Genomic DNA, 18928 nt, shown 5'->3' on the forward strand with positions numbered 1-18928 from the left:
TTGTGAAAGACAGCAGGTATGATCATATGACTGATACAGAATTGCTTTGGCAATTCAAGCAAAGCAGTGATAATGCATGGCTGGGTATTCTCCTGCAACGATATACCATGCTATTGCTCGGCGTATGCATGAAATATCTGAAAGATGAACAAGCCGCTAAGGATGCAGTACAGCAAGTCTTTTTAAAAGCCATCACTGAATTGGAAAAATATGAAGTGGCATATTTCAAGAGCTGGTTATACATGATTGCACGCAATCATTGTCTGATGCAATTACGCGACAGAAACATCCACCTGCCTGTTGAAGAACAGAAAAGCCTGGTGTATGAAGAAACAGACAAACAGCTCCATACTTTCAAGGATACATCTTTGCACACCATGGAAGCATGTCTGGAAGAATTGAACGATGCACAAAGAACCTGTGTAACTTTATTTTACCTTCAACAAAAGAGTTATCAGGAAGTAGCGGATACAACCGGCTATAGTTTATTACAAGTGAAAAGTCATATCCAGAATGGCAAAAGGAACTTACGTTTGTTGATAGAACAAAAAATGAAACAAGGCTGATGGCCGAATGGAATTCCATATTACCAGATGACCAGCCCATTTCTGAGGAAGTGCTGCTTCGTTATGCTGCAGGGAGGGCTACGCCTGAAGAAATTCATGCGGTGGAGAGACAGATGGCTGATTTACCCATGCTGGATGATGCGATGGAAGGTTTGCAGCAAATGGGTAGTACGCAAAGCATACAATCTGCGGTACAAGAGCTTAACGCACGTCTGCAATACGATACAAGAAATAAGAAGGCACCCAGAACAAAACGTCCTATCCAGAATGAAGGCTGGATTATTCAAGCGGTGGTGATACTGCTATTGTTATCAATACTGGCATATTGGGTCATTCACACCTATTACAAGCAATAATTATTGCCGGCATAAGCGCTGAATCAATGCTGCCTGTTCAGGAAAGCTTTTCATTAATACATCTGCATAGGCCAATTCAAAATCTGCAAAATCAAAACCGGGCGAAACGGTACAACCCACAAAACTGAAATCCCTCTCAGGTGCGCACTCTGATGCAAACCAAGCCCCGGCTGGTACCACGGCCTGAAAGACTTCTCCTGCTGCCGGATTATTCCCCACCTTTATTTGCTCATAACGACCATCCTCATATAACACATGCACCATCAAAGCACCACCTGTATAGAAATGCCAGATTTCATCACTTTTAATGCGATGGAATGCAGAAAAATTACCTGCGGTAATCAGAAAATAAATGGCAGTGGACATGGATCTTTCGCCCCCGAAGCGAATCATGCCACTGCCACTTGCTACAGTATCTTTTGAACGATAGGTTTCTTTATAATAGCCCCCTTCCGGATGCGGCAATAAACCATATGTTTGAACCAATTCCTGTATAACATGCGCAGACATAGAAAAGCTTTCTGCGAATTTCTGTAATTCTTTACGAGTGTCCTTATTTACTTAATGGCAACCCGAAAAGCTTCCGAATAACTGCCCACCGTTCCCAAACGGATGGGCGTATTGTTCTTCCACATCATCGCAACTGTTCTAATACCGGAGTCTGCAAAATCGGCACTACCCACCACATATACGTCCGTACCATCCACTGCAATATCATAGCCGTATGACCTACGCTCACCAAAAGGATTGGTAAGATTGGTCGCTACGCCGTTTTTCCAATATCTGGCAAAGGGTACGCCGCTGGTATTAATCGTGATATTCTCATGGCCTGCAACATATACGTCCTGTCCTTTCACTACCATGTTTCTACCCTGCGGCGAACTAAACACACCCGGTGTTGCCGCAAGCTCATTTACCATTGTGCCATTCTTCCAATATGCTGCCCTGTAATTATTTTTTGTATAACCTAAAACATATGTATCACTTCCCTCAACCACCAATGATACTGGATCCTGACAATCGGTTGTAAAAGTGGTAGCCACACCGTCGGTCCATATCTTTGTAAGAAAATTATTGGTTGGGGCTAAATCCCATTCTGTTCCGAGTGCCTGCAACTTACCATTGGCAAATACAACATCCGTCATCGCAGTATATTTATCGGAAGGGCCAATGAAACTCTGCGTTCCATTTTTCCAGATAGTTGCTCTGGCATATGGCGGAGCGCTATTGGCAATGGCTGTATAGCCAACAAGGTATACATCTGCTCCATTTACTGCGATTGCGAATATGTCCTTATCTGCATACGGTATATCGAAAAGCACTGTACTGTTCTTCAATACCCTGAATACCCTTGCACCGGTACTGCCACGATGACTCACCAATGCATACACATCATTGCCCACCAATTGCATATCAATAGGACGGGCATAATTACCTTCATCTGCCTGTACTACTGTTCGCGTAGAGTCTTTCCACAAAACAGCTGATCCAAGAAAGGAACTATTTTCCTGAATACCCAGCACATAATAAGGCTTAATAGATGAAGTTGGTTTATCCTCTTTTTTACAAGCAGCGAACAAGAGCACCAAACTCAGTAACACAATCAGATGACGCATAATAATATTTTTTGAATAATAAGTGGATAGAATTTTTATAATGGCTATTGTACTGATATAGCATTTGCTTCAGACCAGGTTGAAAAATTGCCAAGCATTTTCATGGTGCCATTTTTCCAAAATACAGCCACTTGGTTACCAGCACCCTGTGCATGCCTCACGTATCCGGCAACATATACGTCGCTACCATCAATGAAAAGACCATATGCTACACCACCTAGATTGTAGGTATTCTCTAAACTCTGGTATTGCCCGTTCTTCCATAGTCGTGGTTGATATCTACTACTGACAAACTCATATCCTGAAACATAGACATCCGAACCAACAACCTGAATTCCACTAGCGTAGCCTACCTGACCAGCAGATTGAAGTTGGGTTTTACTCGTATTCTTCCAGTAAGCTGGTTGATTCGTTCCTGGTATAACACCGGCCGTATATACATCACTTCCACTTGCTGTAACACTATACAACTCATAAGAATCAGGAACTGTTGTTGCAGTACCGTTTACCCAATATCTGCCAGCCACAACGCCACTACTTATGTTGGCTTCTCTTCCACATACAATAACAGTACTGCCATTCAGGGCAATTCCACTGGCAAGTGTTTCTAAAATGCTGTTATCTCTGAAATGCAACACGCCGTTTTTCCAAACCGATGCACGATAGTAAGGTAAACTGTTCTGGTAACGAGATCCCGCTATGTATATATCATTGCCTAAAACAGCAATTTTACTGATCACCGTAGTATCCTGTCTGAATTCATACAGCTGTGTACCATTTTTGTAGATGGTATAAAAATCACCAGTAGTTCTGCCTTCAAGCGTAAGCACATACACATTCTTTTCAGCAACAGCCATGTCCAATACATAGGCACCTGAGGGCCCTACTTGTTTACTGGTACTATCAATCCAATAGCGAGCTGTATTTACACCATTGGCATCATCTACAGTACCTGCTACATATAGTTTTTTGGCTGAGCCAGTATTTGCATCATTTTTCTTACAAGACGTAAGGGCAATACATGCCATGCCCCACAGCAATAGCGAAGGAATCTTCATGTTGAAAGGTTAGTGCAGTAAAAGTATTGGCTGTGAATCTGGTTTTAGAAGCAGATTAATCAATACGATCTGCTTACTAACAAATGCAATCGTTTTACCAATACTTGGTTGTAAGTATCCGGTTATTCAGTCTTATAGGAATCAGTATGAAAAACGTCGTATAAAGCCAGAGCTTGACATAATGCTCAGGCAAGTCCCATCAATACTTCCTAAAAAAAGCCCGCCTCACAAAGCCATAGTGAAGGCTTAAGCGAGGCGGGCGTAGTGAGGTGGAGTCGAGGGGAGTCGAACCCCTGTCCAAACATAGCAACAATAAGCTTTCTACATGCTTATCTCTGGATTGTTTGTCGGGCATCTGCAGGACCGGAGCAAACCAACAGACACCTTAGCTGTATGTGCTTAAGCAGTACGCACAGCCTTGTACTGCAGCAGCCACTGTTTGGTTTGAGTCGGCGGCGGGGCGTGGTAAGTGGCGAACCTGCCCGGCGGCCCTAATGACTACTTAATCACTGATTAGGCAGCCATGGCATACTGTGTATTGCCATTTGTAGTTCGCGTATTCAGATTTACGTGCTAATTACGCAACGCACGGCATGCTTACACTTACCGGCACCAATGCTGTCAAAACCAATACGACCCCATGGTTACGGAAGAACCGCAAATATACTGTTTCTATTTCTGGGAAACTTGTTACAAACGAAACTGTGTTGGATCTGCTAAGACCAACTTGACCAAATCAACCAATTCCTTGGTATTGAAGGGTTTTGTTAAATAAGCATTAGCCCCATGTTCCATACCCTTTTTACGATCGATGACATCAGCCAAAGCAGTCAGAAAAATAAAAGGCAGATTTTTCGTTGCAGGATAGTTGCGCAGCATTTTCAGTAAACCATAACCATCAATACCGGGCATCATCACATCACAAACCACCAGATCGGGTTGCTCTGCGATAGCTTGTATCAAACCTTCGTATCCGGAATTGGCGCGGATACATTGAAAGCCGAATAATTCTAAAATGGACGTGATATTGTTCAGCAAAGGCAGTTCATCATCTACCACCAATATTCTTGCTTGCTGACTCATGCTGGTAAATAAGGTATTTTAATCATGAACACAGCACCTTCATTGGCTTTGCTCTTGACAGCAACAAAGCCACCGTGCTGTTCAATAAAATATTTCACCACCACTAAGCCAATCCCTGTTCCTGGAATATTACCCGTGTTCTTACCGCGGGTAAACGAAGTAAATAATTCTTTGATATCACTTGACAGTATACCAATACCATTATCTGCTACGGAAATTGTACAGTAGGTATTGCTGTAACGGATATGTAATCTGGGTGCAGGTTTGCCAGATGAATACTTAAATGCATTTTCCACTACATTCTGTAAAGCATGGCGGAACATCTTTTTATCGATACCAATTTCACGCAACAAACCTTTTGATTGAATGCTCAGTTGACGACCATCCTTCCAAGGCATATAACGCTCAGCTGCCAATTCTTTGATGAACTGCTCCAGTGAAACACGCTCTGGCCTAAAATCAATTTTACCGGCTTCAATCTTACTCACCATCAGCAGATCATTCATGAAGGCAGTCATCTTCTCCACCTCATTGATAATTTGCTGGGTATACACTTCCATGTCTTCCTTCGGCCTACCCGCCTGCAACATCATCTGCATGATCTCTGCACCGGAAGAAATCACCGCCAGTGGCGTACGCAATTCATGCGACACCATGTTGACGAAAGCAGACTTGAGGTCATTCAACTCCTTCTGCTTCTTCACTACCTCTAAGAGGTTTTCTTCCATATGCACTTGTTCCGTTATATCGTTCAATGTTGCCAAAATACCTTTTTGTTCTCCTTCGCGCATGCCCGGACTGATCTTATATTTAAACCAGCGCTTGCGGCCTGCTTTGTCTTTAATATCAATTCTGCCCTGCACATTTTCTGTAAAGCCGGAAAGCACACTAAATACCTGACGATAAAACTCATAATTACCTAAAGCAATCAGATCAAAAATAATTCCATTGCGCGCCTGCTCCAGTGTTTTACCAAAGCTGCCACGCCATGCATCATTAATGAAATAGGTTTTGAGTTCGCCATCTGCCATCAGCACGGCTTCATTGAGGTTATCCAGCGTTTTCAAGTAACGCTGATGTGCGATAGCCAGTTGCTGCTCCTGTTGCTTGCGAACAGTGATGTTCAGCCCAAACATGAGCACCGACGCTACTTCTTCTGTTTCAGAGAGCAGGGGATAAAAAGTACGTTCATAATAATGCTCGCCTCCTTTTGCATCCCTGAGCACTTCCTCCCAGCTTACCACTTCTTTACGCGTTAATGCCTGCTGGAAATATTGCGCCCTTTGTTCTGCCAATTCTTTCGGCTTGCCGCGATAAGCACAATATTCAAGATCGTTCTTACCTATGATCCAGGAACGAATACCGGGATCCTGCACAGCAGATTGATTGACAAACTCATAACGATGATCGGGCGAAAAAATTGCTATATCGGCTGGAATTACGGACAATACCTGCATGAATTGTGTACGCTCATGCTTCAGGCTGTCTGCACCCTGATGTAAAGGTGTTACATCCTGATAAATCCAGATATGGGCCCTTAGCTGCTCACCTGAGAAATAAGGAAAATAATCTCGATGCAGAAAGCGCCCATTCTTTAACTCGGTAGGCACACCAGTTTCAGCTTTACCCGACATCACAGCTTCGTTCACTGCGTTGGTGTATGCTTCCTGGTGCTTACACTGCATGCCCATGAGCATATGCAGGGTTTTGGCATCTGCACCTAATAATTTATCCGGACTAAAATCTGGCCCAAGCAAAGCGCAAAAAGCGGGGTTCACAAACTCCGCTTTTCTATCAGCATTTTCGATAAATATGGGGTGATTGAGCAAACTAAGGAGAAACTGGTATTGTTCTCCTGATTGACCTGGTAAATATGTTTGCTCCTGGTTTACCATCCATTTGGTGGTTTAGCGTTTCAGCACTTTGGCAATGAGTTCCGATTTCGTTCGGACACCCATTTTTTGATAAATATTTTTCAGATGATCGTTTACGGTGGTCACCGAAATGCCCAGCACAAATGCGATCTCTTTATACGTAAGCCCTTTCAGCAATTCATTCACCACATCTTTCTCACGTGCTGTAAGGCCGTTCATCATGTCGTCTTCCTGTGTATCTTTTGGCTTCTGTATTCTTCTGAATAGCTTAGATGCCACCTGCGGTGCGATGAGGGCCCCGCCATTGCGGATGATATTGATCTGATTCAGCAACTCATCAATCCGGAAAGGCTTGAGGATATACCCGTTGGCGCCTCGCTGGATACAGTCGAAGATCACATCCTCATCATCGTTTCCTGTCATCACCACCAGATGGGCTTCAGACCATATCTGACGGATATAGGTAATCCCTTCCAAACCGGAGATACCCGGCAGGCCGAGATCGCAGAAAACAATAAAAGGTTCCTGCAAATCATTTCTTCGTTCTAAAAACGCTTCTACGCTATTGAACGAAAAAGTGATCACAAGATCCTTTTCCATTTTAATGAATCCTTCCAGGTTGAACCGTAATGAGGGGTCGTCTTCTATGATGCCTACAGTTATCATATATCGAATATAGATAAAGCAGGTGGTTCCAGGATATTGGTTTTTAAAACGGGAACATTTTCTGGCCAACCCGGAAAGGATTCATCAGACCATTGAAGGTCGTTCTAAGGATATTGGACACATTGGATTCTAAAGAACTGGTTTTTCAAAAGGATATTGGATTCCTTGTGAGGGGCTTCCCCGGAAATTGGATTTTAAATGACGGCTTAGCCGTTTGGTTTCTTGGATATTGACAACACAAAAATGCCCGATATGCGGGCAATAAAAAACCCCTCAAATGAGGGGTGATGCTTTTATGCGGTAAAAATCTATTTCAATAAGCGCCAGAAATCCAATCCTAGTGCATACGCCATGAGGCCTAACAATAAGACCATACCTACCATCTGTGCATATTCCATAAACTTATCACTAGGCTTTCTACCTGTGATCATTTCAATGATGGTGAAGAGCGCATGTCCCCCATCCAATGCAGGAATAGGCAAAATATTCATGAAGGCGAGTATGATGGAGAAGATAGCCGTTAATGTCCAGAATCTTTCCCAATCCCATACTCCAGGAAATGTATTGCCGATACTGATCACACTACCCAGTGAATCATTTGCACTTACTTTACCTGTGAAAATTTGCTTGATACCCGTTACATATCGATCTAATGTTTCAAAGCAACGCTTGAAACCTGCAGGAATCGATTCTGTAAATGTGTAGGTCTTGGTAACTGTACCAAACATTTCCAAAGGACTCTTGGCAAAGAAACCAACAGAACCTTTTTTGTTAACCAGACTTCTAACTTCCACTGTATCCGTTCCACGTATCACGGTTAAAGCAATGATGGAATCTGCATAGGGTTTCTTGGCCTGTAGAAATTCATGATAAAAGTGTACAGGTTTTGCATTCAAGGCAATCAGGGTATCCCCTTTTTGTAATTTATCTTTTGTAAAGACAGCTGTTTTCGCAACTGAATCAATGATGGTTGGATAACGCACACCAACAAAGCCCATCAATTTGTTCTTGTTCAGGGCTTTCAGAAATCCATCAGGAACATTAATGGTCTTGTTTTCACCATTGCGGGAAATTATTAGGGTTTTGGCATCCTTCAGAATCATTTCAGCTTCCAGTGTACCAAAATTTTCAACAGGCTTTCCATCCATAGCAATGATCATATCGCCATCCTGAATACCAATTTTTCTAGCCAGTGAATCTGCATACACGCCATACTGTACATTTTTCATCGGCAGGTATTCCTCACCCCACACCCACATGATACCAATAAAAATGGCAATAGCGAGCACAACATTCACAAACACACCACCAACCATGATGATGAGTCTTTGCCAAGCCGGCTTACTTCTGAATTCCCATGGCTCAGCAGGTTTTTTCAGCTGCTCTTTGTCCATGCTTTCATCAATCATACCGGCAATCTTCACATAGCCACCGAATGGAATCCATCCCAGGCCATATTCTGTTTCACCTTTTTTCTTTTTCCAAAGGCTGAACCATGGATCGAAAAAAAGATAAAATTTTTCTACGCGGCACTTGAACCATTTCGCCGGCAGGTAGTGGCCCAGCTCATGCAGTACCACGAGAATAGAAAAAGACAAAATGAATTGTGCTGTTTTGATACCAATACTGGCCCAGTCAATTGCTAATAACATCATCATTACTGATCAATTACATATGAATAAGTGAAGCCGCAAAACTTCTGGCTTCGCCATCGCTTTCAAAATAAGCTTCCAGCGTAGGCTTTTCTATAAAAGGAATTTTTTGCATGGTTTGTTCAACCACTTCTGTCATGTCTAAGAAACCGATACGATTACGGAGAAATGCATACACGGCAATTTCATTAGCTGCATTCAACACACAGGGCATGTTGCCACCTCTGTTTAATGCATCCATTGCTAATGCAAGGTTGCGGAAGGTTTTAATATCAGGCTCTTCAAAAGTGAGTGTATTGGGCTTCTTGAAATCGTAGCGGGGAAAATTGTTTGCAATACGCTGAGGAAATGCCATGGCATATTGAATGGGCAATTTCATATCAGGCAAACCCATCTGTGCTTTGATACTGCCATCTTCAAACTGTACCATACTGTGAATGATACTCTGTGGGTGAATCATCACCTGAATCTGCTCGGGCTGTAGGTTAAAAAGCCATTTGGCTTCAATCATCTCCAGACCTTTATTCATCAGCGTAGCGGAATCGATTGTGATCTTTGCACCCATACTCCAGTTTGGATGCTGCAATGCGTGATCACGTTTTACATTCACCAAAAAATTTGGTTTCCTACCTAAGAAAGGACCGCCACTAGCTGTGAGGATTACTTTTTCAATTTTATTTCTACCCTCACCTACCAGACACTGGAAGATGGCTGAGTGCTCACTGTCTACAGGTATAACCGGTACCTTATTTTTCAGTGCGGTTTCCATCACAATATCACCTGCTACTACTAGTGTTTCTTTATTGGCAAGACCGATGGCTTTGCCCTTCTGCACAGCCTGCAGGGTAGGTTTTAATCCGGCATAACCAACAATGGCAGCCAGCATCATATCATAATTGTCCATGGCTGCAGCTTCTTCCAAAGCCTTCTCACCAGCCATTACTTTAATATTGGTAGATGCCAGAGCGTCTTTTACGTTCTGGTATTTTTTCTCATCACCAATCACAACAGTATCAGGCTTGAATTGCAAAGCCTGCTTGATTAGCAATTCATCATTGCTCTGTGCGGTTAAGATAGCGGCGGAGAAAAGATCGGGATTGGCAGCAATCACATCCAGGGCCTGTGTGCCGATGGAACCTGTTGAGCCAAATATGGCAATACGTTTATGCGTCATTCGGGTTACGCTTGTTTCTTTTTAGGAAGTGTGTAAAGATACAGGATGCATCCGCACTATTGTATAAATGACTGAAGTGCATCGGCAATGTTTCTATCGTTACTCAGGCGGGGTACTTTGTTTTGTCCACCCAACTTACCAATGCTCTTCATATAATCAATAAATCCATGTTTACGAATCGGACTAATATGCAAAACATCCAGGATATTTCCGGAGATCAGGTCGTCATAGTACACATTCTTTTCGCGTAATGCCTGATCCAGTATAGTTCTGAAATGCTCCATTTCAGTGGGCTGCTGTTCAAACTCAATAAACCATTCATGGTAACTCTGGCCCTTGGTCTGAGAAATTTTAGGTGCTACTGTAAACTCAGTTACGGTTGCACCGGTTGCCGCACATGCTTTGAGCATGGCCGCCTCCACTTCCTCTCCGATCACGTGTTCACCAAAAGCTGAGATAAAGTGCTTGATACGGCCACTGACGATCAACCGATAGGGTTTGGTGCTTACAAACTTCACCGTATCACCAATATTATAGGCCCATAATCCTGCATTGCTGCTAATGATGAGTGCATAGTTTACGCCTAGCTCCACATCTTTCAATTGCAGACGTGTGGGGTTTTCATTGAAAATTTCTCCGGCCGGAACAAATTCAAAGAAGATACCTGAATTGGTATTGAGCAATAAGCCAGGCTCTGTTTGGCTGTCTTGAAAAGCGAAAAAGCCTTCACTGGCGGGGAATAACTCAATTACATCCGGTTTGCGACCAATACTCTCAAATAACTTGGCTTTATAGGGCTCGAAATTGACCCCACCCTGTACCATGACATTGAAATTGGGGAAGAGCTCTCCTACTTTCTTGCCAGTCTTTTCCTGTAATCGATCGAAATACATCTGCATCCAGGGTGGAATACCACTGATCAGGGTCATGTTCTTATCGGCAGTTTCGGCAACAATTTTATCGAGCTTGGTCTCCCAGTCTTCCACACAATTGGTTTCATAACTAGGTAACTGGTTGGCGCGCAAGTAGGCTGGCACATGGTGGTTAACGATACCGCTTAAGCGGCCTGTTGGGATACCGCCCACTCTTTCCAGCTCGGGTGAACCGCTTAGGAAGATCATCCGCCCACTGGCGAAATCATAATTACCGGTTTGCGCCATATAGCACAAGAGCGCATTTCTCGCTGTATTGATATGATTACCAATAGAATCCTTGGTGATGGGAATATATTTTACCCCACTGGTGGTACCACTTGTTTTGGCAAAATAAATAGGTTTACCACGCCAGAGGATATTGTGGCGCCCTTCCTTGACCAGCTCGATATAGGATTTGAACTGCTCATAGTCGCGGATGGGCACTTGCCTCACAAAATCAGCATAAGAACTGATGCTTGAAAAGCCATGATCCTTTCCAAAACTGGTTGATTTCCCGACCTTTATGAGATGCTTGAGGATGGATTCCTGGTCTTCTACCGCGGTATCCATACCCTTCTTAATCTTATTATATATGTATCCCGCAAACGGCCTTGCCAGCAGGGATTTCAGGTTCATCATGTTCAGCGCCGTTTAAAGTGGAACAAATGTAACGGGTTAAGCTGTTGAAAAACAGCCAAAAAAAAGCAATTTTGCCCCGAAACCGGACAAGCGGCAAAAGCCGAAGGAATTGTTGAAAAATAGTTGTTGAATTCAGTTGGATTTAGCTACCTTTGCCGTCCTAATTTTTGGAATCGTATGTTAGCAGTTGTAAAAATCGCAGGTCAGCAATTCAAGGTACAGGAAGGTCAAAGCCTGTATGTTCCTCACCTGCAGGGCAAAACCGGTGACAAAGTAGCATTCAGTGAAGTGCTGCTGGTAGATAATAACGGTACCGTTTCTGTAGGCAGTGCTGCTAAGGCAACTGTTACAGCAGAGATCGTAAATGATCTGGTACAGGGTGATAAAGTGATCGCCTTTAAGATGAAAAGAAGAAAGGGCTTCCGCAAGAAGCGTGGTCACAGAACCCATTATACTCAAATCAAGATTCAAAGCATTGCCTAATTGCTCTGCTAGTATTTAAACATTAAATCTTTTGCGTCATGGCACACAAAAAAGGTGAAGGTAGTGTAAAGAACGGTCGCGACTCACAAAGCAAGCGTCTCGGTGTAAAGATATATGGTGGTCAGCCTGCAGCTGCAGGTAATGTACTCGTTCGTCAGCGTGGTACACAATACCATCCTGGTAAGAACGTAGGTGTAGGCAGAGACTTTACTCTGTTCGCATTAGCAGACGGTGTTGTTGAATTCCGCAAGGGTCGCAACGACAAAACAACCGTTTCTGTACAGCCCGTTGAAGCTACTGCATAAAAAAAATTTTTTGCAGATTGAAAAATGTTTTTATTTTTAATGCGTATTTACTAACCATTAAATCTTAAAAACATGGCAACAGCAAAAAAAGCTGCAAAGAAAGCTGCTCCTAAGAAAGCTGCTAAGAAAGCCGCTCCTAAGAAAGCTGCTAAGAAAGCCGCTCCTAAGAAAGCTGCTAAGAAAGCCGCTCCTAAGAAGGCTGCTAAGAAAGCTGCTCCTAAGAAGGCTGCTAAGAAAGCCGCTAAGAAAGCTGCTAAGAAGTAATTCTTCTCAACAGCCGAATAATTTGAAGTCCTGGATAATATCCGGGACTTTTTCTTTTATCCCCTTCTCACTTTTCACCGAACGGTTACATTTGCGCTATGGATAATTACGCCATTGCCGACCAGTTCTCACTCTTGTCCAAACTCATGGACATCCATGGAGATAATTCTTTCCGTGCTAAATCATACGCAACAGCAGCTTATACCATAGAAAAATTACCTGCGCCATTAAGTAGTCTGGCTCCTGCACAGATTGCTTCCATTAAGGGAATTGGTGATGCCACTGCTACCAAGATTATGGAAATCTTACAAAGTGGTAAGATGCAAGCATTGGAAGACTACCTCGCCAAAACACCGGCGGGTATTCTGGAAATGATGCAAATCAAAGGACTAGGGCCAAAGAAAATTGCCACCATCTGGAAAGAGATGGAGATGGAGTCACTGGGTGAATTGCTCTATGCCTGCAATGAAAACAGGTTAATGCTTTATAAAGGCTTTGGTGAAAAGACGCAGCAAAACATTAAAGAAGCCATAGAATTTTACATGGGCACACAGGGAAGTTATCTATACCAACAGGTAGAAGCATATGCCCTTGGAATGACGGATCAGTTGAGTAAGCAATTCCCAAATGGACAATTCGAGCTGACTGGCGCATTTAGAAGGCAATTGGAAGTGATTGACCAGGTTGATTGGCTGAGCACTACCCCGTTGGGTGATATTGAAGCATTCTATACAGGTATTGCTTATGAAGTGATAGAAAGTTCCGCTGCGAAAATTATGCTTAAGGGACCGGAAAATATCCGCCTATGCTTTTATTATACCACAGTAGAAGATTGGGCGAAACAACTTTTCATAACTACAGCGTCAGCGGAGTTTCTGGATCATTGGAATAAAACTTTCCCTGCATGGGCAGCTAGTAACTACCCCGATGAAACTGCCATTTTTGATGCTGCATCCATCAGTTACATAGCGCCTGCACTAAGAGAAACCGCAATTATTATTGATCGTGCAAAAGCGGGCAATCTTACTCAACTCATTCAACCAAACGATATCAGCGGTATCATCCATAGCCATAGCAAATGGAGTGATGGTGTGCACAGCATTAAAGAAATGGCGGATGCTGCTATTGCCGCAGGTTTACAATACTTAGTCATTAGTGACCATAGCAAGACTGCAGCTTATGCGAATGGCTTACAGATTGAGCGTGTGCTGGCACAGCATCAGGAAATTGATAGCCTTAACAAACAATACAATGGCTTTCGCATTTTCAAGAGCATTGAGAGCGATATTCTGGGTGATGGCAGTCTTGATTACCCAGCTGATATACTTGCTCAGTTTGATCTGGTCATTGCATCTGTGCACAGCAATTTGAAGATGAGTGAGGAGAAAGCCATGCAGAGACTGCTTGCAGCAATTGAGAACCCCTACACCAATATTCTTGGACACATGACAGGAAGACTCTTACTAAGCAGAAATGGTTACCCATTAGATCATCACAAAATCATTGACGCTTGCGCGGCCAATCAGGTGGTGATTGAACTCAATGCCCACCCAAGAAGATTGGATATCGACTGGCGTTGGATTGATTATGCTTTGTCTAAAGGTGTGTTGATTTCCATTGATCCGGATGCACATGCCATTGAAGGTTATGCCGATTGCAGGTATGGTGTATTGGTAGCACAGAAAGCGGGCTTGTCAAAGGAAAACAACCTCAGCAGCTATTCATTAGAAGCATTTACAGCATTCATCGCACAGCAAAACAGGAAAAGACCTTAAGGCGTAGCTAGTGGTAGCTGGATCTGGAATGCAGAACCCATATTGTCTGAATGCTTCAGCACGATGGTTCCTCCTGCTTGTTCGGCAATGCCCCTACAAATTGCAAGGCCTAAACCAGTACCGGAAGTTTTGGTCGTAAAGTTGGGCGTGAAGATTTTTTGTCTAAGTGAAAAAGGAATTCCGCCACAATTATCAGTAATGGTAATATAAGCCCACTGCTGCACCTTGCTCAATGCCACCTCAATGTTAATCTGTTCTTGTTTCTCCCCTGCTTCCACAACATTCTGCAGCAAATTCGTGAGCATTCGATTCAATTGTAATTTATCCATTAGCACCTGCATACCACTTTCCTGATTGTTGACTTGAATAATTAGCTTCTGATTGGTACGATACAATTGTACTGTTGCTTCCACAGCTTCATCCAGTTGAATAAGTTCTGGGGCTGAATTACCGATATTGGCAAACTGAGAAAAATCTCCGGCAATCTTAGCCAGCTGATCAATCTGATCAACAAGCGTCTGCGCAACCCTTGCACTCAATTCCTGCACATTAGGCGCATTGCTGTCTATAGACTGCTTCAGGTACTGAATACTCAACTTCATTGGTGTAAGCGGATTCTTGATCTCGTGCGCTACCTGTCTGGCCATTTCGCGCCATGCATCCTCTCGCTCGTTTCTTGCTAATGCTGCTGCACTATCCTCCAGCTTCTTCAACATCCTGTTATACTCATTCACCAGCAAACCAATCTCATCACGTCTGTTCCAGACAATCGCTTCATTGTCTTTCCCTAATGCAATTGCCCGCATCTTATTAGCAATAAACTGAAATGAAGCGGTAATACGGTTGGTTAAGAAAAAGGCCAAAGAACCAGCAATCAGAAAAATAAATGCATTCAGGTTGATTAGGGTAGCCAAAAAACCAGATATCTCTTGATTCAGTTCAGACTGCGAATTAAAGTATGGAATATTCAAGTAAGCATAAGGCTTTCCAGCTTCGTTATTGACTGGTACATAAATACTTAGATAAGAGAAATTCCCTACCTGCTCTTCCTGCACAAACCTAATCTGCTTCATATCATGCAACTGCATGAATGCTGTGGGTTCCATTTTCTCATTCAGTAAATGCTTATTGTACACATATGGCTGAGTAGAAACTTTCAAGCTACCCGTAGTATCAAAAAAGTTGACCTCCACATTATGTATATCAGAAATTTCTGCAATGGTCTTCTCTAAAGCCACATTAAAGCCCTGATCATTCAGGGTAATCACATCATCAAACTGCAGTTCAGATTCAACCTTACTAGCAATTTCATTAGACATCACTTGAATGGCTCTGGAAAGGCGCTCTTGATTACCCTGGTTAAACCTGATGATAAAAAAGGAAATGGTAACTATACCAATTATTATAAATGAGAAAATACTCAGGAAAATGATGGTCGTATGTACTTGAGTCCTGATCGTTAGCTGATTCAGCAAATCCCTGGGCTGAATACGTAATTGCTTTTGCACAAGAAAACTACCTGCCCTAAATAAAAACATGATAAAGAGGAAAGAACAGAAAATGTAAGCGATTAATGTAAAGAATTCAATAAGCCATTCCCGCTTTTTAACGATAACAACCTGTTTCTGGTTACCGGCATTATACCAAAGTTCATTGTAACCTCCATTCACAATCTCTTTATACTCATAATACACTTTCGGATTCGCCGCTATTTCTGAAGGGAAGGCATAATCACCAAAATGATTCAATAATCTTCCATTACTATACACAGCATAAGCATCACTTGTATTCAGGTCAGCAGATAAGTTTTGTGCCTGTGTAAACAATTCCGGATAGAGTGCTTCACTTTTATACCGCTTAGGATTAACTAAGACAAATAGGTATCCCTGTACTGAATTCTTCCCCGGAAGAGCAATTGTTTGAGCGTATATAAAATGCTGCCTGCTATCACGAGTAAACACATAGAGATTGTCAATATCTGTTTTTCTCGCCTGGTTAATCAGCACACTTTTCAATTCACCATATGAAGTAGAATCATCATTATACAAAGGCTTATACAAGGAGTCGTAAACATAGATTCTGGAATCGTATTTATTCAAATACCCAGAAAAATTTTCCGCGGTAATACTATCCTTCAGGTACCGACTTGAATACTCTGTAGTAAAGCGATAGAATTGCTCACTTAAAAAATTGGGATCAAAATTAGCTGTAGCCAAACTCAATAAATGTTCGCCAGATGGATCAGACTGAATGGACAAACGGTAGGCATTCTGCTTTCGTTGCGCAAACTCCACCTGCCTATTCTGATACATAACAATACCTGCAACTGAAGCAGCAAAAATCAATACCCGAAGTATGAAATTCGGTGATTTAGGTAAAGTTGTATAGAGGTCTTGCTTGAAAGCATAAAATAATCCGGCGTAGCCAATCATCCAAATCGTGATTAGTATATCTATGGCTATTTGCTGGCGTAAAAAACTAATCCATAAAAGACCCGTAATCGCAACGGAAAGACTAACAGCAGCGAATCCGGTATTGGTCTCTATTGCCGGTCTAAGTAAAATCTTTGATAATCTCGAAAAGGCAAGCACCAGAAAACAAAGAATCAGGAAACCAATTAAAGTGTATTGATCTAAGCTGAAGAAATTATCTACATCAAATGAAATTTTGGAATCGATCACCATTGTATTGATGACTCTGGTAATACTGAGTGCTGCAATGGTTAACATTACAACGCTTATCAGCGGAAACAATTTCCGATACTTTCCAAACTGCCAATCCTTATTAAAAAAACCAGTCCGATAAAACCCGATTATCCAATAGAGTAGAATGGAATTGATTAACAAATCACCAAGCGATGGATGTATCGTACTTGATGCATAAATAGAGGGGTCAAATAAAGGAACACGGTTTAGCTTAAAAAATAGATTGCTTCTTGGATACAAAAGCAATCTAAGGACGATGGCCGTTACAGATAGAAAAACAAAACCTTTCTGAAAACTGATTTCCCTAACAATATCTGAAGCAATCAGGTTGATACTGATTAATAACAAAATAAGGGCAATAGTTCTCAAAATGATAGTCAGGTTATCATAAGGAATTACAGCCTGACGCTCTTTTTGCTGCACATAATAAACTGTGCTGCCTGATTGGCTTTTAACCGGGAGACCCTGATCAGATAGAGATACATCGAATAAACCTTCAAGATTAGGCAACCCTTCAAATCCAGCACGTAAATACTTGTTTTCGATAAAGTAGTCCCAGCGAACCGGCAGAACACCAATGATGACAATACTTTTATCTGCTATTTGCTTCTGTTCTCTTCTGATGACGAAACTGCCATTTTGATGTGTCGTGAAAAAAATACCATTCCGATGGGCGATTTCTTCATAGTTGATGTAAAACCTGCTATTGTTCCAGAAAATCAAATTTGCTTTGGAACCGTCTTTTGGCAATTGATACACAAATAAGCCATAAGCCTGATTGAGCAAATTTTGCTTAACAGTTTTATCCGGTGGAAAAGAAATCAGTGCTTTCAAAGACTGCTCATCGCGCAGCTGCTGGTCCATAAAGGATTCAAATGCATGTAATCGCTTCTGTAATTTATCCTGTACCCTATTCTCAGCCGTATTGTAGTTCCAGTAGTTAACAGCCAGAAAGGATATGGTATACAGCCAGGCTGCTGCAATAAGCAGATATGCGTGCTGATACAGTGATTTTCGGATAACAGTAATCAAACGATTTCTTTTTTAACCTGATTCCAGATGGCATCCATTTCACTGAGCGACATATCAGCCAAGGACTGACCACCGGCTTTAGCCACCTGTTCCATCTTTTTGAATCTCGCTATAAATTTCTGGTTGGTGCGTTCCAGCGCACCCTCTGCGTCTACCTGCAAAAACCGTGCATAATTAACAAGGCTGAATAAAACATCGCCAAATTCTGCTTCTATTCGGGCAGAATCGCCCTTGGCAACTTCATCCTGCAGCTCCTGCATTTCCTCTTGTACTTTCAACCACACATCTTCCTTCTTCTCCCATTCAAAACCTACCTGTTTGGCTTTTTCCTGAATACGGGTAGCTTTAACAACGGCGGGAAGCGACACTGGCACACCACTAAGCACGGAATCTTTCCCTTCTTTCATTTTAATCTTTTCCCAATTGCGCTTAACATCTTCCTCATCATTCACTTGTACATCACCATAAATATGCGGGTGCCGTACAATGAGTTTCTGCGCAATACCCTCCAGTACTTCCTGTAAGGTAAATTGTGCCTGTTCCTTACCAATTCTGGAATAAAAAAGTACATGCAACATCAGATCACCCAATTCTTCTTTGATATGCTGCCAGTTTTCAGCAGTAATAGCATCAGCCAACTCGTAGGTTTCCTCAATAGTCATTGGCCTGAGGGAATGAATGGTTTGCTTTTTGTCCCATGGACATTGCTCACGCAGTTCATCCATAATCTTCACCAGTTTCAAAAAAGCTTGCTCTACAGACATAA

General features: G+C 42.4%; 17 protein-coding genes and 1 other RNA gene. 6 read left to right on the plus strand and 12 right to left on the minus strand.

The genetic code is table 11. The annotated features are described in order from the left end of the window. The first annotated feature begins 26 nt into the window (after nucleotides 1–26). Nucleotides 27–566: a sigma-70 family RNA polymerase sigma factor gene (locus J0L83_05265; protein MBN8663959.1), complete on the plus strand. Its 540-nt coding sequence runs from the start codon at nucleotides 27–29 to the stop codon at nucleotides 564–566. Beyond that, nucleotides 566–922 carry a hypothetical protein gene (locus J0L83_05270; protein MBN8663960.1) on the plus strand — a complete coding sequence of 119 codons (357 nt, stop codon included), beginning with the start codon at nucleotides 566–568 and terminating at the stop codon, nucleotides 920–922. The genes J0L83_05265 and J0L83_05270 overlap by 1 nt, the downstream gene beginning before the upstream one ends. Here J0L83_05270 and J0L83_05275 read toward each other — a convergent pair whose 3' ends face one another. The 10 genes from J0L83_05275 to J0L83_05320 form a co-directional block, all read right to left on the minus strand. Then, complete coding sequence (locus J0L83_05275) at nucleotides 923–1432, minus strand: cupin domain-containing protein (protein ID MBN8663961.1); 510 nt, start codon at nucleotides 1430–1432, stop codon at nucleotides 923–925. A gap of 47 nt (nucleotides 1433–1479) precedes the next feature. Next, on the minus strand, nucleotides 1480–2538 hold the full coding sequence (locus J0L83_05280; GenBank protein MBN8663962.1) for a hypothetical protein: 1059 nt from the start codon (nucleotides 2536–2538) through the stop codon (nucleotides 1480–1482). A gap of 44 nt (nucleotides 2539–2582) precedes the next feature. Further along, complete coding sequence (locus tag J0L83_05285) at nucleotides 2583–3596, minus strand: hypothetical protein (GenBank protein MBN8663963.1); 1014 nt, start codon at nucleotides 3594–3596, stop codon at nucleotides 2583–2585. A 267-nt stretch (nucleotides 3597–3863) separates the two neighbouring features. Further along, nucleotides 3864–4236, minus strand: a transfer-messenger RNA (tmRNA) gene (ssrA, locus tag J0L83_05290). Nucleotides 4237–4286: 50 nt separating this feature from the next. Continuing rightward, on the minus strand, nucleotides 4287–4679 hold the full coding sequence (locus tag J0L83_05295) for a response regulator (GenBank protein MBN8663964.1): 393 nt from the start codon (nucleotides 4677–4679) through the stop codon (nucleotides 4287–4289). Continuing rightward, on the minus strand, nucleotides 4676–6574 hold the full coding sequence (locus tag J0L83_05300; protein ID MBN8663965.1) for a PAS domain-containing sensor histidine kinase: 1899 nt from the start codon (nucleotides 6572–6574) through the stop codon (nucleotides 4676–4678). The genes J0L83_05295 and J0L83_05300 overlap by 4 nt, the downstream gene beginning before the upstream one ends. 12 nt (nucleotides 6575–6586) lie before the next feature. Continuing rightward, complete coding sequence (locus J0L83_05305; protein ID MBN8663966.1) at nucleotides 6587–7219, minus strand: response regulator transcription factor; 633 nt, start codon at nucleotides 7217–7219, stop codon at nucleotides 6587–6589. A gap of 308 nt (nucleotides 7220–7527) precedes the next feature. Continuing rightward, nucleotides 7528–8874, minus strand: a complete 1347-nt coding sequence (gene rseP, locus J0L83_05310; protein MBN8663967.1) for an RIP metalloprotease RseP — start codon at nucleotides 8872–8874, stop codon at nucleotides 7528–7530. 13 nt (nucleotides 8875–8887) lie between these two features. Continuing rightward, nucleotides 8888–10045, minus strand: coding sequence for a 1-deoxy-D-xylulose-5-phosphate reductoisomerase (locus tag J0L83_05315; GenBank protein MBN8663968.1), 1158 nt, complete (start codon nucleotides 10043–10045; stop codon nucleotides 8888–8890). Between the two features lie 56 nt (nucleotides 10046–10101). Next, a complete protein-coding gene (locus tag J0L83_05320; GenBank protein MBN8663969.1) occupies nucleotides 10102–11595 on the minus strand; it encodes a GH3 auxin-responsive promoter family protein in 1494 nt (497 codons plus the stop codon). A gap of 180 nt (nucleotides 11596–11775) precedes the next feature. Between J0L83_05320 and rplU the strand changes: the two genes are divergently transcribed. The 4 genes from rplU to J0L83_05340 all read left to right on the plus strand — a co-directional run bounded on the left by rplU (nucleotide 11776) and on the right by J0L83_05340 (nucleotide 14425). Further along, a complete protein-coding gene (rplU, locus tag J0L83_05325; GenBank protein ID MBN8663970.1) occupies nucleotides 11776–12081 on the plus strand; it encodes a 50S ribosomal protein L21 in 306 nt (101 codons plus the stop codon). Between the two features lie 38 nt (nucleotides 12082–12119). Beyond that, nucleotides 12120–12386 carry a 50S ribosomal protein L27 gene (gene rpmA / locus J0L83_05330; protein ID MBN8663971.1) on the plus strand — a complete coding sequence of 89 codons (267 nt, stop codon included), beginning with the start codon at nucleotides 12120–12122 and terminating at the stop codon, nucleotides 12384–12386. Between the two features lie 72 nt (nucleotides 12387–12458). After that, nucleotides 12459–12650, plus strand: coding sequence for a hypothetical protein (locus J0L83_05335; protein MBN8663972.1), 192 nt, complete (start codon nucleotides 12459–12461; stop codon nucleotides 12648–12650). A gap of 98 nt (nucleotides 12651–12748) precedes the next feature. Next, nucleotides 12749–14425 carry a DNA polymerase/3'-5' exonuclease PolX gene (locus J0L83_05340; GenBank protein MBN8663973.1) on the plus strand — a complete coding sequence of 559 codons (1677 nt, stop codon included), beginning with the start codon at nucleotides 12749–12751 and terminating at the stop codon, nucleotides 14423–14425. Here the strand turns inward: J0L83_05340 and J0L83_05345 are convergent. Together J0L83_05345 and mazG are read right to left on the minus strand one after the other, a co-directional pair. Next, nucleotides 14422–18162, minus strand: coding sequence for a HAMP domain-containing histidine kinase (locus J0L83_05345; protein ID MBN8663974.1), 3741 nt, complete (start codon nucleotides 18160–18162; stop codon nucleotides 14422–14424). The two genes, J0L83_05340 and J0L83_05345, sit on opposite strands and share 4 nt — an antisense overlap. Beyond that, complete coding sequence (gene mazG, locus J0L83_05350) at nucleotides 18159–18926, minus strand: nucleoside triphosphate pyrophosphohydrolase (GenBank protein MBN8663975.1); 768 nt, start codon at nucleotides 18924–18926, stop codon at nucleotides 18159–18161. The genes J0L83_05345 and mazG overlap by 4 nt, the downstream gene beginning before the upstream one ends. Nucleotides 18927–18928: the final 2 nt, after the last annotated feature.

This window comes from Chitinophagales bacterium (assembly GCA_017303835.1).
Classification (GTDB): Bacteria; Bacteroidota; Bacteroidia; order Chitinophagales; family Chitinophagaceae; genus JAFLBI01.

Coding starts and splice junctions, on each gene's coding strand:
- J0L83_05340 (MBN8663973.1), top strand. CDS start 12,749: ATGGATAATTACGCCATTGCCGACCAGTTCTCACTCTTGTCCAAACTC.
- J0L83_05300 (MBN8663965.1), bottom strand. CDS start 6,574: ATGGTAAACCAGGAGCAAACATATTTACCAGGTCAATCAGGAGAACAA.
- J0L83_05315 (MBN8663968.1), bottom strand. CDS start 10,045: ATGACGCATAAACGTATTGCCATATTTGGCTCAACAGGTTCCATCGGC.
- J0L83_05305 (MBN8663966.1), bottom strand. CDS start 7,219: ATGATAACTGTAGGCATCATAGAAGACGACCCCTCATTACGGTTCAAC.
- rseP (MBN8663967.1), bottom strand. CDS start 8,874: ATGATGTTATTAGCAATTGACTGGGCCAGTATTGGTATCAAAACAGCA.
- rpmA (MBN8663971.1), top strand. CDS start 12,120: ATGGCACACAAAAAAGGTGAAGGTAGTGTAAAGAACGGTCGCGACTCA.
- J0L83_05335 (MBN8663972.1), top strand. CDS start 12,459: ATGGCAACAGCAAAAAAAGCTGCAAAGAAAGCTGCTCCTAAGAAAGCT.
- rplU (MBN8663970.1), top strand. CDS start 11,776: ATGTTAGCAGTTGTAAAAATCGCAGGTCAGCAATTCAAGGTACAGGAA.
- mazG (MBN8663975.1), bottom strand. CDS start 18,926: ATGTCTGTAGAGCAAGCTTTTTTGAAACTGGTGAAGATTATGGATGAA.
- J0L83_05270 (MBN8663960.1), top strand. CDS start 566: ATGGCCGAATGGAATTCCATATTACCAGATGACCAGCCCATTTCTGAG.
- J0L83_05295 (MBN8663964.1), bottom strand. CDS start 4,679: ATGAGTCAGCAAGCAAGAATATTGGTGGTAGATGATGAACTGCCTTTG.
- J0L83_05265 (MBN8663959.1), top strand. CDS start 27: ATGACTGATACAGAATTGCTTTGGCAATTCAAGCAAAGCAGTGATAAT.
- J0L83_05285 (MBN8663963.1), bottom strand. CDS start 3,596: ATGAAGATTCCTTCGCTATTGCTGTGGGGCATGGCATGTATTGCCCTT.
- J0L83_05320 (MBN8663969.1), bottom strand. CDS start 11,595: ATGAACCTGAAATCCCTGCTGGCAAGGCCGTTTGCGGGATACATATAT.
- J0L83_05280 (MBN8663962.1), bottom strand. CDS start 2,538: ATGCGTCATCTGATTGTGTTACTGAGTTTGGTGCTCTTGTTCGCTGCT.
- J0L83_05275 (MBN8663961.1), bottom strand. CDS start 1,432: ATGTCTGCGCATGTTATACAGGAATTGGTTCAAACATATGGTTTATTG.